Below are 12,736 nucleotides of genomic sequence, written 5' to 3' on the forward strand. Positions count from 1 at the left end.
TGATTTGTACATATCGCGCTTGTGTGAAATCGCACGAGCGTTGTGAGAACTGAAATCGTGCAGACTTGCACGGGTGGGATAGTCATATGCGTCATCGCAAGGCAGGATACAAGCTCAACCGCACGTCGGCTCATCGTCGTGCCATGTTCCGCAATATGGCAGCTTCGCTCTTTGAGCACGGCCAGATCGTCACAACGATGCCCAAGGCAAAGGCGGTCCAGCCGATGGTTGAGAAGATCATCACCAAGGCAAAGCAGGGCGATCTGCATGCGCGTCGGCAGGTGATCTCGATGCTGGGTGGTGATCGTCGCGCGTTCGGCTGGCTCTACACACCCGCAGGTGCGACCGAAGAGGAAAAGGACGCAGTAAACGAACTGCGTGAGCGTGCGGAGATGTACTTCACAGTGCCGGAGTCCTCAACGGTCGAGCGGAACCGATACGGTGAGCTTCGCAAGGCACCTCGTCTCGTTCGCCACATCTTTGAGAATGTCGCACCGCGCTATGCTGATCGTGCGGGCGGATACACACGCATCGTGAAGCTCGGCCAGCGGCGTGTGGGTGATGCAACCGAGCTTGTCCTGATCCAGTTTGTTGGCTCAGAGGACGGGCCCGAGATTGGTGGGCAGCTTTCTACCCGTCGTCGCACTGCGGACAAGCGTACTGCGTTTGCTGCAAAGCTCCGCAAGGAACGTGGTGCCAAGGCATCGACAAAGGCTGAGGAGCCAGCGGGTACCGAGGGCGAGTAAATCGTTCGTTCGGCTAAGATTTATACCTGAAACGCCCGTGATTCAAACGGGCGTTTTTTGTGGGAACAGGTGGATCGTGTTATATGAGTATGACAGTGCTGCAAATCGGCCAGCGTCGACAGCTTGTGTCGTTTTACGTATTCTTTGTGCTGTCTCAACAGACATGTGGTAAAACTGTCTGGTTTACAACATCTTCGTTTCATCTCAGCGCGATGTAAACAAGAAAAAACACCGCTTCATGTAGAATCAGATACTCGTGCTTGGAAGAGCACGTGTGAGAGAAGACACGCGCGTTGCGTAATCGTCACGATGTTGCGACGGTGCGTGGCGCGATCAATCTGAGAGAGAAAGAGAGAGAGTCATGACACGTTCATTCTGCGCTGCTTCGGCAGCGATTGTTGTTGCGTTCGCATCATCGGCTGCGATGGCAGATCTCGTGATTACGGAGGTGATGTCGCAGACCACCTCAGGTACTGCGGGCACCATCAACGGCGACTGGTGGGAGCTTACAAACTCTGGTGCAGCAGCGATTGTGCTCGGTGGATTCTCATGGGCTGATACAGAAGACCAGATTGGTGGTCCCACTCCTCAGCCAAACTTCTTCCCCGGTGTGACGATCAATCCCGGCGAATCCATCATCATCCTCGAAGAGGACACAGCAAATCTCGCTGCATGGCGTTCAAACTGGAACGTCACAAACAATCTCCAGATTCTTGCGACCGATGTGATGCTCCCCGACCCCAGCGGCAATGGCGACACGTTCTCCGGGCTGTCGAGCAATGGGGACGCGGTGTATTTTTACGATCCCGCTGGAACGCTTATCGACGCGTTCATCTTTGGTTCGGTGAATCCGCGTGGCACATCCTTCGAGCGTGACATTTTCGGCAATGACCTCGGAGTGAGTGTTGTCGGTGAGAATGGCGCGTACATGGGGGCGAATGGCGATGTTGGTTCGCCAGGTGTTGCGGTTCCAGCTCCGGGCGCAATGTCGTTGTTTGGGCTTGCAGCATTCGCTGCCCGCCGCCGTCGAGCACGCTAAGAGCGCACTTTGTTCCATAACGACACATACACATCTGCGCGTGATGCGCAGCGAAAGGATGTACACATGCGTACAACATCAGTTTTTGCGATCCTTGCGTTTGCAAGTTCAGCGTTCGGTCAGTTCAGTCTGTCCAACTACACACACACAGCAACCTACTCCCTGCCCGCGATTCCAGCATCTGAAGCATCTGCTGTAACATACAACTGGGACACCGGCACACTGTTTGTGCTCGGCGACGAGGGCGATGCGCTGGTCGAGGTTGACACCATGGGCAATCAGCTCTCCGTGATGACACTCACAGGGTTTGATGACACGGAGGGTCTGACATATCTCGGCAATGGCAACTTCGCTATCGGCGAAGAACGTTTGCAGAACGTCTACAAGATGACGTACACCGCGGGTGGGTCTGTTGATCGAAGCGCACTTCCCGGCGCATCGATTGGTCCAACGATCGGCAACACCGGCATCGAGGGATTCTCGTATGATCCTCGCAACGGTGAGTACGTGCTTGTGAAAGAGAAGACCCCGCAAGCGGTGTATCAGACAGCAATCTCTTTTGCGCTGCCGATCGGGCCGGACATCAATCCGCCGAACCTGTTCGATCCAACATTGCTTGGCGTGTCGGATCTTTCAGACGTGCAGGTGCTCGCAACTGTTCCCTCACTGATCGGAACAGCTTCCGAAGATAACCTCCTGATCTACAGCCAGGAATCACGCCTGCTGATGGAGGTGACGCGCGCAGGATCGATTCTCAGCAGCTTTGACTTTTCATTGATCGCTAATGATGCTGAGGGTGTCACGATTGATGCGGCTGGAAACATATACGTCGTTGGTGAAACGCCAGAGATGTACGTGCTGACACCCATCCCCGCGCCGGGATCATTAGCACTCTTTAGTGCAACTGGTCTGATTGCAACCCGTCGCAGACGATCATAGACAAGCGCTCTGAAAATCACTTGTGTACGACCTCGTGTATTGAAACCGTCCGAGGTCGTATTGTTTTTTGTATACAACACGGACTCGTTATTTCTTTGCGTGCTGGTATTCATTGAGTGCTTGAACCAGTCTGGCTCTTTGTACTTCGGATTCTGCGTGTTCAACAGCCTGTACCTGTGCTTTGATGGCCTCATTGATGTCGCCTTGCAAGAAAAACACCCTTGCAAGCGTATTTAGCGATAATGGTTCCTTGTTCGCTTCGAGTTTGCACGCTTCCTTTGCAGCCAAAAGCGCGATGTTCAACTGTTCCGGTGTCAGTTTCATGTCCTGACTTACGATCGACCACGCAATAGTGTTCAGCGTGTTGGAGTCTTTAGCCCGGGTCGCCTCTTTCGTCAGTTCTTGCGCGGTTATCATCGCTGGTTCACACTGACCAGCGGTGAGCAATGATTGAAACTTCGGGAACAATAGATCCTTTGCAAGTATTGGATAATCTCTTTGGGCAGTATCCCATGCAGTGAGCCCAGATTCAAGATCGTTCGGGAACATGCGCATGGCACTTATGAACGCTTCTTCGGCTTGTTTTACACGATCGGGGTCGATCGTGCTGTCCCAAGTGTCACTTGCGATCTTGTCGAGTGGCATTCGCAGAACCATTGGATGCCCAATCCATGCCACCGTACCAGTTCGATCAATAACAAAGACCTTCGGGATTGATGCGTCACCTGACGCGTGCAGCCAATTGGTGTCCATGTTTTTTTTCTCGCCGTCGTAAGCTACGGCAAAGTCCATTCGATCACCTTGTTTCGCAACAAACGAGGCCACCTTTGATTGTGTTTCCTGATCAAATGATGGCATCCATCCTCCTTCGACCTGGCGCATTTCTCGTACATTGATGCTGATGATGGTCGTATCTTTGTCTTTATATTCAGCTTGTAGCTCTGAGAGGTGGGCGAACTGCTGAATGCATGGTCCACACCATGTTGCCCAGAACTCGATGACATACACATGGCCTGTATTTAGCTTTGTAATAGGGTCGCCTTTGAGAAACTTCTCAACACTGAAAAGTGGATATGCGTCGCCAATCCGTAGCTTGGGAGTCTGATCAGAGCTGTGCAATGGATCGTCAGTTGATTGACCATGGGCTGTTGCAGCACAAACCAGTCCAAATAGGACCAAAGCGTAAAGACCGAATTGTCGCATGGTTGTCCTCCCCAAAGTATGCGCTTATATGTTCTTAACGCTATAACGACACGAGATCGCAAATGTTGCGCTTCGAGAGAGAAAAGAAGTGTCTGGAGGAGGTGACGTATCACGGCGATGCGAAAACAAGCCGATCAAGACCATCAACCCGGTTTTTGTTAGCCTAGAAGCAAGTGCAACTTCTATGCCACAGCAATAAAGCGAGTCTAAGGAGTTGCTATATTAGCTGGACTCATCCACCATGCTCGCAATCGCAGCAGCGGCCTCTTCCGCTGCATTGTGCCCCTTGAATGCTGCAACGACAGCTGCAAGCTCGGCAGACAGCTCCTGCCTGCGATGCTCGTTCTCGATCAGATCGGTCAGGGCGTCGATGATGTTGCGATCCGAGCTGTACTTTTCGTAGTATGGGATAAACTCGCGCACGATCTCACGATCGGCAATGAGATTCGGAAGGGTAAACAGGCGTGTCTTGACGAGCAATCGGCCAAAGATCTGCCCTATCAACGGATTCATGACATACATCGTGACCATAGGCACTGATTGACGTGCAACCTGCAGCGTGACAGTACCGCTGACAACGAGCGCGGTGTCGGCCCAGCGAACCGCTGCGTCGGTACATGAGTGGGCGATGGATAACCCCTCCGGCCAGCCACCATCTTTCTCTGCCAGTTCGCGAAGGGATTGTGCCGTCACCTCGTTGGTAGCAGCGACAAGTCCGACGAGCCCCTCATGCTGCTGCATGAGTCCGCGAAACACTCGAAGCATGACGGGGAAGTTCTTTTGCATCTCGGATGGCCGCGAGCCCGGGAGCAGGAGCAACTTGTGCTTTCCATCCGGGAATGTTGGAAGTTGCTCGGAAATTCGTTTCTCGTCGAGAGGGACGCTGAAGATCGGATGGCCGACAAATGTTGCGGGGACGTTGCGCTGGCGAAACCATTGCTCCTCGAAGGGCAGAATGCACAGCACGAGGTCCGTGCGTTTGCGCAGCTTGCGGATGCGCCACGTTGCCCATGCCCAAACCTGCGGTGCGACCATGTGGACAACGCGGATACCACTCTGCTTCGCAAACTTACAGAGAGGAAAGTTTGCGGCCGGGGAATCAACGGGGACATGGAGGACAGGCCTGTGTTCGATCATCCAGGATTTCACGCGTTCGTTGATGTGCTGATGCTCACGGATCTTTGCGAGCCCGGGCATGCCCATCACCGCATCCTTGCCGGTATATTCGACGATGGATGCGCCTGCTGCTTCCATCTTTTTGCCGCCCCATGCAAAGATCGGGACATCCGGGCGGATCGTTCGCAAGTGCCCGATGACCGCAGCGGCATGATCATCACCGGATGGTTCAAACGATGAGAACAACACAACGGGCCCGGTTTTCTCGGGCTTGGGCATGTCGCTAATCTGGGTCTCTGGTGCTGGCACTGATGCTGAGTCAAGCGGGTATGGGGACGGGAGTCAACCGGGTTCAGGTGTGATATTGTGTTCCTCATCGGCAATCAGGCCAATGCTGAGCGAATCGTGTTCTACGCTTGCGGGTGAAGCACAGGGCCCAGCGACAGTTCAGACAATCGCACAGGCAGGGAGCACGCAAGCCCATGGAACGAGGTTCTGGGTTTGCGGTTCGAGACTGTGTTCATGCTCGACTCGCTGAGTGCGCCGATCGGTTTCCTGATCTTCCAATTGACGTGCTGGATGTGCAAGAGCTCGATACGTTCTCTCCGCGTGATGCAGCGCTCGCCAGAACGATCCTCCGCCAGACCACGGTGCGATGGCTGACACTGCGTGCGATACTCAAACATGTGCTCCATAAGGGATTCGATGAGCAGCCTGCTCCCGTGAAGGCAGGCCTGCTCTGCGGCGCGTGCCAGATCGTGCTGCTTGATCGCATCCCATCTCATGCAGCGATCAATGAGAGCGTGAAGTGGGTGGGGCGGATTTCGGGACAGCAATCTGCTGGCATCGTCAATGCGGTTCTGCGCAAGCTTGCTGATCTGACAGGTGATGTGGTTGCATCTGTGTGGAACGGCGAACGAAACGCGGTGCCCATGATGGACGGGCGCGTCAGGCAAATGAATGAGCCGATGCTCCCATCGAAGCAGATCGAGCGATGGGCCTCGGCGACCGGTCTGACAAGGCCGTGCCTCGAACTACTTGAGACACAGTTTGATCTGGAGACGGCAAGACGTATCGCCATGCTGACGATTGCCCAGCCACCCACGATCGTCCGTCTCCCCTGTGGTACGACGCGAGCCGGTCTTGTTTCATCGTTTCAGGATTCGCTTCGTGAGCGTGTCGATGAACATCTGGTCCAGCACGAGGATGCACATCACTGCGTGTTTTCTGGTACAAAGCCCGATCTGGAAGCGCTGCTCGGGCAGATTCCAATGGTGCGTGTGCAGGACCCTGCGTCCAGCGCGTCGCTGCAACTGCTCACGGAAACATGCGGTGATTCGTACCACCCGAATGTGATTGTTGATCTATGTGCAGGCAAAGGCACAAAGACGCTGCAACTGGCAGACATGTTCCCGGATGCGATCATTCATGCGACTGATATCGATGCAAGGCGCTTTGAAGATCTTGTGCGCATGATTAATGAAAGACCGGTGCTTGCAGGTCGTGTGCGTGTGCATCAATATGAAGCGCTAGTCGTCGCACAGCAGGAACATAGAAGTATCCGCGCGGACATGGTGCTGCTGGATGTGCCGTGCTCAAACTCAGGCGTGCTGGCCCGTCGCCCGGAAGCGAGGTTCCGCCAGACCCCCGATGATCATGCGAAAATGATCGAACTGCAACGATTGATTCTGAAACTCGGCAACTCCTTCCGTGCTGATGGTGGCTTGATTGTGTATGCGACGTGTTCGCTCATCCGGGAAGAGAACGAGGGAGTCGTTGAAGCATGTGCTGACAACCTTGGGTTGACTGTCAGGGCGAGCCGAACAGTGCTCCCTGCGGGGCCCGAGCCAATCCAGTGGCATGACGGGTCATTTGCTGCGATTCTGGGCTGAAAACCGGCTTTGAACTCGATCATCCGGGGTCAAACTTGGCAGAAATCAGGGTCTCGCCTATCATCTTGGCCCATTGCTGGTCGGGCGATAAAGACGGACATGCTGTCCGCCCCGAACCGTGCGTGGAAGGAGTGTGCTATGTACGCAATTATCGAAGAATCAGGCGGTCAGCGGAAAGTGACCGAAGGTGAAGAGATTCTGATCGATCTCTACAAGGGTGGTGAAGCGACAGCTGGCGAATCGATCACCTTCGACAAGGTGCTCGTGGTTGGTAATACGGGCGGTGATGCGAAGCTTGGACAGCCATTTGTCAGTGGCGCAAAGGTGACCGCCTCCGTTGTTGAGCCTGTTGTTATGGGCGACAAGATCCACATCTACAAGTTCCGCCCCAAGAAGCATTCACGTCGCAAAACCGGTCATCGCCAGCGTTATACAACGGTGAAGATCGAGAAGATCTCGGGCTGAGCAAAGCCGGGGCAAACAGACATGTATCACCAAGCCGAACGCAATGTTCGGCTTGGTTGTTTTTTGTGTGAAGGAACACAAGTGTAACTGGAATTACGCTGGAGCGCACGCGGGGAGTGGTTGCTTCGAAGCAGAGACAAACCATCCCTCGCTATCGGGTGCAAAATCAGCCTCGCGTTCGACAGTGCAATAGGTGAAGCCAGCCGTCGCAATATAGCCATGCAGATACGGCTTTGAGTAGTGTTTGACAAAGAGCTTGAATCCTGGATCGATATATGAGAAATCGCCGGGTGGAACATCAAAGCACAATCTGCCAGTGTCTCTAAGCAGTTTGTGCGCTCGACGTGCAGCCTCTGTCAGATCGGGGAACAAGTGCATAAATACCGCGGAAGCATACACGGTGTCATACTGCCCTTGTAACTTGACAGTGTGGAAGTCGCCTTGCACGAAAGCGATCCTGTCTGAACCGAATGTGGCGGCAAGATAGTCCACGTTTTCCTGAGAGAGGTCAATGCCGAGATAGGATTTGAACATTCGCTGGCCAGTTTGCTGCTCGCGTTCAAGCAAAGTGCTGAGCACTCTGCCATACCCCGGGCCAACCTCAATCACGTCACCCAGTGTGCCGTCCAGGGTTGTCTTGAGCATGAGGTCAAGAAAGTTCTTGCCGTTCATGTCGACACTCCAGGTCAAATCCTTGTTTGGCTTTGCCTCGATCCATGCTCCAGTGACAATGTTCTGTAGTTTGTCAGGATCAACGACATGCTCTGCGACAAGATTGGTCAGGTGTGTGACGAGGGTTCGAAGCACATGCACCTCGCCCTGCAGCTTTTCGAGTTGAGCCAGAACAGGCTGAAGGATTGTATCGGTGGGCGGCTTGATTTGTTGCATGATTCGTTCCTGTAACTCTTGGGCTTGGGTTTCAGAAGATTCTAGGGTATGAACGACATGACTGAACACGGGACTTCAAACGAAAAAAGCGATGTCCTTGAAAGGGTCAAAGACATCGCACCAAGACTCGTTCAGGTTGTATCTGGCAGTTTACGGGCAACCAACCGAGTATTCGTTGCCAAAGCAGATGTAATCGAACACGTTCAGTGATCCATTCCCGTCACAGTCTGCATAGAACTGCGCTGTGGCAAACGCGTTGCCGAAGCAGATGTAGTCGAACACGTTCAGTGTTCCGTTGTTATCACAATCCGGATAGCAGGGGAGTTCGATGTGTTCTACGACAATGCGGATGTTGAAATCGCCTGTGACACCAAACGAACATGAGGGAACCCAGCCACCAGGAACTGCAAAGATGAAGTTCTTGTTGGGCTGACATCCGTCCAGGTCGGTGACAAGACTTGCAGCAAGGAAGCTACCATTCGGTGCGTCAGAGAACTTCATACCGACGGTGATAGGTGCTGGGTTTGCGATAATGATGGCCTCATTCTCAAAGTCATACTCGTTGAGGAACTGTGGGGTCAACTGGATGGGATCTGAAACAAAGATAGCAGCGTTCGATGCTGACGGTGTTCCTTCATAGATAAAGATACCATCCTGCACATTGTTCTGTGCCTGACCCGGAATCAGCGCACTCCAGCCGATCTGCACGCGCTTGATCTGCAATGGGAACATGCTGAAGTCAGGATAAAAAGTTGCTGCGCCAAACTCACCGTTGATAAATCCAAGCTGCACATTGCCTGAACCGCCTGCAGCAATGGAGTCATTTTGCAGCGTGACCTCCTGTGCACTGACAGTTGAAGCAACAAAGCAGAGCGACATTGATGTGAGTAGTGCGAAACGTTTCATGGATATTCCCCCTCTGATCTGGTAATACACGAGTCACGATCTATCGTCAGCATACACGATACTGCCCGGAGCATGCCAGTAAAAAATTCAGCTTGGGCCGATTTTCAGTTATTATCAGCGTCATTTGTCAGGCTATACGCAAAGAACGGGTGCTGTGTTCTGGACACAGCACCCGTCGTAAAGCCAAGGAATCAAACAGCAGCTTACGGGCAGCCCGCCGCGTAGGCGTTGCCGAAGCAGATGTAGTCAAAGATATTCAACGAGCCGCTCCCATCGCAGTCGGCGTATGCGGTGCCAGACGCATACTCGTTGCCGAAGCAGATGTAGTCGAAGATGTTAAGCGCACCGCTGCCATCACAATCGGCGTAGCAGGAGCTTTCACACAAAGTCTTCGTGACCTTAAATGCATCAATACCGGCTTCAACAACGCTCTGTGGGTTATCGTCATTCACAGTGAACCGAATCCGTGAGTTGGCTGATGGGGTCAAACCCGCAGATGCGATTGTGTCTGCACTGATGATCTGTGTGCGCCACGATAGATCACCGTTCGTGTCATTGCGTGCGATTTCTGCCCATGGACCCGAAGTTCCGTTGGTGCTCATCTCAACAACAAGTGCATCAGCGCCGTTGTCATTGGACAGGTTCAGGTAGTAGTCATATGAAATCTCGGAAACACCAAGCAGATCAAGCGATGGTGACGTGATGCGAACTGCACCAGCATCAACATCGGTATTTCCAACAGCATTCTGTGTGAGTAAGCAAGATCCTGATCCATCAGAATCACTCTCGGGGTCATACGCCCAACCCGGATCATTCACTGGCACGCCGCGCTCCCAGTCGCCGGATGTTGCGCCAAGGTTCTCAGCACTCCATCCGGTGTTTGTTTCAAAGTTATCAGAGAATGAAAGCTGCGACGAGGTGAACGGATCAGCAGAATACGTCGATGCGGGGGCGTTGGAGGGCATCGTTGCGGTTTGTCCGCCTTGTGTCTGCGCTGAAAGGTAATAGGTCACAGCGGAGTTGCAGGGCACACCGGGGAACGTTGCGGTGTACATGTTCGTTGCGTTCTGTGCCATGGGGTAGGTCGCGAATGCACCACCATCTATACTGACATGCAGCACACCAGTGTTCGGCTGGGGTACAGCGCCGCACGATGGGGAAACATTGACGTCAAATGTTGTTCCGCCGTTGGCATTAACCATATTCGGCGCGCCACCGGGAAGATCGAATGTGAGCGAGCCTGAGCCATCTGGTTGCAACTGCACATCGATTGTTTGTGCTGAGCTGCCGGTTACACTGAGCGTGCGTGTCGTCGTCTGGTAGCATGGAGCCGAGTACTGTAGCGTGTAGTTGCCCGTTGGAAGTGTCCAGAAGTACTGGCCGAACATGCCACCAGAGGAGTTCGTTTCGCCGTTCGGGAAGTTCACGCCGACGAGAGAAACGGTGGCCTCGACCGGGAGGCCTGTTACGGCATCGGTCACATGTCCAAACACGCTAATGGGGCGCTGGAGCACGAGCTTCGTGCCGCCCCAGACTGATTCTGCTTCGACAATCCCGCTGGCATACGCGGGCTGGAACTGTGTGCCTGTTTCTGTCAGATATGCGTTTGCGCCGAAATGGGAGAACTGCCATTCATAGTGTTCGCCTTCAGCTGATGGCGGGCGTGTCATGCCGTACCCGTGTGCAACGCTGATGGCTGATGCTTCGCTGCCGTAGAAACTCTCAAACGGGTGATTGAGACAGTTGTATGCGTAGAGTGTCTCTTGGCCGTATGAGTGAAAGTCGATAACGCTGGCAAACCGCCGCGCTTCCGTCAACTGCATGATGATTTGTGTCTCTGGTTCGGATCCAGCCGACGGGCCCCTGTATGTTTCGCTGTTTCCGTTGGTATCACCGCCGCACGCTGCAGCCCAGCCCTGTGGATAGTTGCGGTTGAGATCCACGCCAAACGAACCGCCGTTGTTGCGTCGATTTTTGCGCCAGAGATCGTTCACGTTGAAAACGTACTCGTAGCCATCGGGATTGTTTGTTGCGATGATCCAGATCTCGTTGTTGTTTACGATCGACTGGATTGATGGATCAGATGCGTAGCCGCTCGTCAGGCGCTTCATCGCGTCGAGCGCAATGAGCGGTGTGACGATTTCGCGCACGTGATGGCAGGAGATAACGAGACGGTTCGGTTCATCCTCGTTTGTTGCAACATTGTCCGAGATCTTCATTGCATAGATGTCGCGGCCCTCGTGTGTCTGTGGGCCGCCGAGCATCTGCGTGATATTGACAACCTGCGCGATAGACGGGTACTGCGATGCAATCGAGTTCATTTCTGTGTAGATATCAGCAAGATCCGGATAGCCGTTGGGTGGCTGGTCGCCGCCTGCCATCTGCTGCTGCGTGAGCCGGAAGGGTTGACCAACACGAAGAATCTGCGGCTGGAGCCCGAGATTGAGAAGTCTTGTAAAGTCACCCTGGCTCACGATCAGATCAATGTGATCGGAGCTCACATCGGCGTCGCAATCAACAGCAAATCCCAGATCATCAAGCTGGTGCTCAAGAGCATGCGGTTCCGGCGTATTCAAACGAACGATTGCGCTCTCGAATGGCTCAGCAACCTGGGCGGTCGCTGACAATGAGCCAGCAGCACAGGTGAGTGCCGCAATCAGGCGTACGGAGGTGGATGACATGCAACGTCCTTTCTGGTCAGTGAGCTGTCAACCGAAGCGAAACCGCGTGGTGGACAATGGCAGTGTCTCGCATCGGCGGGAGGCATTGAGGATACCACCAAACTGTGTGTTTGCGGTGTTGAAAATGCTCCGGATGCATCATCTCACTGCGGTGAGGCGGTAGAATCGCATCAAGAAACGTCCGAAAATCAACCTCGCAAAGGTCAGAATGGGCCAATGAGATACGCGGCATAGACCGGTGTGGATGCTGGTGTGCAGGTTGCCTTTTGATTTCGATGTTTGTGTAAGCTATCGACCTCAGAAAACCGTTTGATTCGGATAATTATTGGTACGAGGGAACACGCTCATTGGACTTATGGATCGCTGGGACGGATACTTTGTGCCTCGCGGTTTATCGCGCAGGCCCCGGGCGCATAGCTCAGTTGGCTAGAGCGCTGCCGTCACATGGCAGAGGTCACAGGTTCAAGTCCTGTTGCGCCCATTTTCTCCTGCAGCTGATTTGGGCTGTGGGTAGAACACAGTTTTTTTGAACGGCCAGCAAGTGACTGGTACGTTGGTGTGGTTTGATTGACAGGAGGCCTATGGCCAAACAAGACGACAAGTTCACAATGGAGGCAAAGGTCATCGAAGCGATGCCCAACGCCATGTTTAAGGTGGAGCTACCAAACGAACAGAAAACGATCATTCTTGCCTATATGTCCGGCAAGATGCGAAAGCACTACATTCGGATTACCCCAGGCGACACTGTGACGGTGGAACTGAGCCCGTACGATCTGACAAAGGGCAGAATTACCTACCGGAACCGGTAACAGAACTTCGACATGGCATGTACTGGAAACGTGCAAAGCGTCCGGTATCTGG

Annotated in this window: 11 protein-coding genes and 1 tRNA gene; 7 read left to right on the plus strand and 5 right to left on the minus strand. The window is 53.6% G+C overall.

The window, feature by feature from the left end; all coding sequences use genetic code 11:
• The first annotated feature begins 86 nt into the window (after nt 1-86).
• From rplQ to H6815_07565, 3 genes are all read left to right on the plus strand, one after another.
• Nucleotides 87-746 (plus strand): 50S ribosomal protein L17, encoded by a 660-nt coding sequence (gene rplQ, locus H6815_07555; GenBank protein ID MCB9860298.1) that lies wholly within the window; start codon nt 87-89, stop codon nt 744-746.
• A 361-nt stretch (nt 747-1,107) separates the two neighbouring features.
• On the plus strand, nt 1,108-1,785 hold the full coding sequence (locus H6815_07560; GenBank protein ID MCB9860299.1) for a lamin tail domain-containing protein: 678 nt from the start codon (nt 1,108-1,110) through the stop codon (nt 1,783-1,785).
• 66 nt (nt 1,786-1,851) lie between these two features.
• Nucleotides 1,852-2,724: an SdiA-regulated domain-containing protein gene (locus tag H6815_07565; protein ID MCB9860300.1), complete on the plus strand. Its 873-nt coding sequence runs from the start codon at nt 1,852-1,854 to the stop codon at nt 2,722-2,724.
• An 87-nt stretch (nt 2,725-2,811) separates the two neighbouring features.
• On the opposite strand, the gene H6815_07570 is transcribed toward H6815_07565, so the two are convergent.
• Both H6815_07570 and H6815_07575 read right to left on the minus strand, forming a co-directional pair.
• Entirely contained in the window at nt 2,812-3,942 is a 1,131-nt protein-coding gene (locus tag H6815_07570) for a TlpA family protein disulfide reductase (GenBank protein MCB9860301.1), read from the minus strand.
• Nucleotides 3,943-4,149: 207 nt separating this feature from the next.
• A complete protein-coding gene (locus H6815_07575; GenBank protein MCB9860302.1) occupies nt 4,150-5,352 on the minus strand; it encodes a hypothetical protein in 1,203 nt (400 codons plus the stop codon).
• Between the two features lie 173 nt (nt 5,353-5,525).
• On the opposite strand from H6815_07575, the gene H6815_07580 reads away from it, so the two are divergent.
• Nucleotides 5,526-6,935 carry a hypothetical protein gene (locus H6815_07580; protein ID MCB9860303.1) on the plus strand — a complete coding sequence of 470 codons (1,410 nt, stop codon included), beginning with the start codon at nt 5,526-5,528 and terminating at the stop codon, nt 6,933-6,935.
• Nucleotides 6,936-7,073: 138 nt separating this feature from the next.
• Complete coding sequence (gene rplU / locus H6815_07585; protein MCB9860304.1) at nt 7,074-7,400, plus strand: 50S ribosomal protein L21; 327 nt, start codon at nt 7,074-7,076, stop codon at nt 7,398-7,400.
• Between the two features lie 93 nt (nt 7,401-7,493).
• Here rplU and H6815_07590 read toward each other — a convergent pair whose 3' ends face one another.
• From H6815_07590 to H6815_07600, 3 genes are all read right to left on the minus strand, one after another.
• Complete coding sequence (locus tag H6815_07590; GenBank protein MCB9860305.1) at nt 7,494-8,288, minus strand: class I SAM-dependent methyltransferase; 795 nt, start codon at nt 8,286-8,288, stop codon at nt 7,494-7,496.
• Nucleotides 8,289-8,438: 150 nt separating this feature from the next.
• Nucleotides 8,439-9,194, minus strand: coding sequence for a hypothetical protein (locus H6815_07595; GenBank protein ID MCB9860306.1), 756 nt, complete (start codon nt 9,192-9,194; stop codon nt 8,439-8,441).
• A 203-nt stretch (nt 9,195-9,397) separates the two neighbouring features.
• Complete coding sequence (locus tag H6815_07600; protein MCB9860307.1) at nt 9,398-11,875, minus strand: carboxypeptidase regulatory-like domain-containing protein; 2,478 nt, start codon at nt 11,873-11,875, stop codon at nt 9,398-9,400.
• A 407-nt stretch (nt 11,876-12,282) separates the two neighbouring features.
• Between H6815_07600 and H6815_07605 the strand changes: the two genes are divergently transcribed.
• Together H6815_07605 and infA are read left to right on the plus strand one after the other, a co-directional pair.
• Nucleotides 12,283-12,356 (plus strand) — tRNA-Val (locus H6815_07605).
• A 100-nt stretch (nt 12,357-12,456) separates the two neighbouring features.
• Complete coding sequence (gene infA, locus H6815_07610) at nt 12,457-12,684, plus strand: translation initiation factor IF-1 (protein ID MCB9860308.1); 228 nt, start codon at nt 12,457-12,459, stop codon at nt 12,682-12,684.
• Nucleotides 12,685-12,736 lie beyond the last annotated feature (52 nt).

The organism is Phycisphaeraceae bacterium, from assembly GCA_020639155.1.
GTDB lineage: Bacteria > Planctomycetota > Phycisphaerae > Phycisphaerales > UBA1924 > JACKHF01.

Excerpts from the sequence above, each read along its gene's own strand:
- H6815_07580 (MCB9860303.1), top strand. The coding sequence starts at position 5,526 with ATGGAACGAGGTTCTGGGTTTGCGGTTCGAGACTGTGTTCATGCTCGA.
- H6815_07560 (MCB9860299.1), top strand. The coding sequence starts at position 1,108 with ATGACACGTTCATTCTGCGCTGCTTCGGCAGCGATTGTTGTTGCGTTC.
- H6815_07590 (MCB9860305.1), bottom strand. The coding sequence starts at position 8,288 with ATGCAACAAATCAAGCCGCCCACCGATACAATCCTTCAGCCTGTTCTG.
- H6815_07595 (MCB9860306.1), bottom strand. The coding sequence starts at position 9,194 with ATGAAACGTTTCGCACTACTCACATCAATGTCGCTCTGCTTTGTTGCT.
- H6815_07565 (MCB9860300.1), top strand. The coding sequence starts at position 1,852 with ATGCGTACAACATCAGTTTTTGCGATCCTTGCGTTTGCAAGTTCAGCG.
- infA (MCB9860308.1), top strand. The coding sequence starts at position 12,457 with ATGGCCAAACAAGACGACAAGTTCACAATGGAGGCAAAGGTCATCGAA.
- H6815_07600 (MCB9860307.1), bottom strand. The coding sequence starts at position 11,875 with ATGTCATCCACCTCCGTACGCCTGATTGCGGCACTCACCTGTGCTGCT.
- rplQ (MCB9860298.1), top strand. The coding sequence starts at position 87 with ATGCGTCATCGCAAGGCAGGATACAAGCTCAACCGCACGTCGGCTCAT.
- rplU (MCB9860304.1), top strand. The coding sequence starts at position 7,074 with ATGTACGCAATTATCGAAGAATCAGGCGGTCAGCGGAAAGTGACCGAA.